Origin of the sequence: Autumnicola edwardsiae, assembly GCF_031846505.1 — a bacterium.
Taxonomy (GTDB): Bacteria; Bacteroidota; Bacteroidia; order Flavobacteriales; family Flavobacteriaceae; genus Autumnicola; species Autumnicola edwardsiae.
The window spans coordinates 1-867 of record NZ_JAVRHP010000269.1 but is presented as its reverse complement, the minus strand read 5'-3'; the positions used below and the strand labels follow the sequence as shown (position 1 = coordinate 867).

Sequence of the window (867 nt, the reverse complement as noted above, 5' to 3'; positions counted from 1 at the left end):
CCGCAAAAATAATTAACGCCTGATCTAACCCTAATTTCAATAATTCCCCAAACAATAAGCTCCCAAGGCCAAAGCCGGTAAACAATGCAAAAACATTCAGTCCCATGGCCTGGCCTCCCTTTGTTTTACCACCCAATTCGGTTACTATACCTGCAAATAGAGGTTGAGTGAGGTCGTATCCCAAAGAGATCAAGGTGACTGCAAGGGCCGCGACAAGAACGGGTATTTCCAGGGCGAGACTGGCTGTTGCTATGGCCGCTGTTGCCAAGCCTGTTAAAATAATAGGATATCGCCCCCTGCGATCGGCTGCGCGCCCTATAAGGGAACCAAAGAAAAATCCTGGCAGGCCATAACCCAGAATGGCCAAACCAATTTCTATTGGCCCCAGATCATACTTTTGTACAAAATAGACCCCTAACCAGGTATAAATACCTGAATGGAAGATCCCATTCCAGAATACAAATAAATAGGTCCTTAACCCGCGTGGGAAAGCAAGTAGCCTGTAAAACCCACCTACCATTTTTTTGAATGAAGTACGATTGGATTTATGAGGTTCCTGTTTCCAGCCCATTCGGGCTACTTGTATCCACAAAGCCAAAGCGGCCAAGAGGGCAGTTGCCAAAAATAACATACGCCAGCCTGTATAAGGTTCCAACATTACCCCGGCGGTAGAACCTAAAGCCATTCCCCCTTCCATAGCGGCAAATAAAAGTCCCAGGGGTCTCCCTCTCTCTGAAGGTTTGAACATATCTCCTACAAGGGCCAGGGACATTGGCACCACACCGCTTGCCCCTAAACCCGTTAGCAATCGTAACAGGATGAGTTGTGAAGCAGATTGCACCAGGGCGGTTATCGCTGTTAATACAA

1 protein-coding gene is annotated in these 867 nt (G+C 47.4%); it reads right to left on the bottom strand.

What is annotated here, in order from left to right; all coding sequences use genetic code 11:
* Window positions 1-867, bottom strand: an 867-nt coding sequence (locus RM529_RS17585; protein ID WP_311486032.1) for an MFS transporter, incomplete at both ends; no start/stop codon positions are given.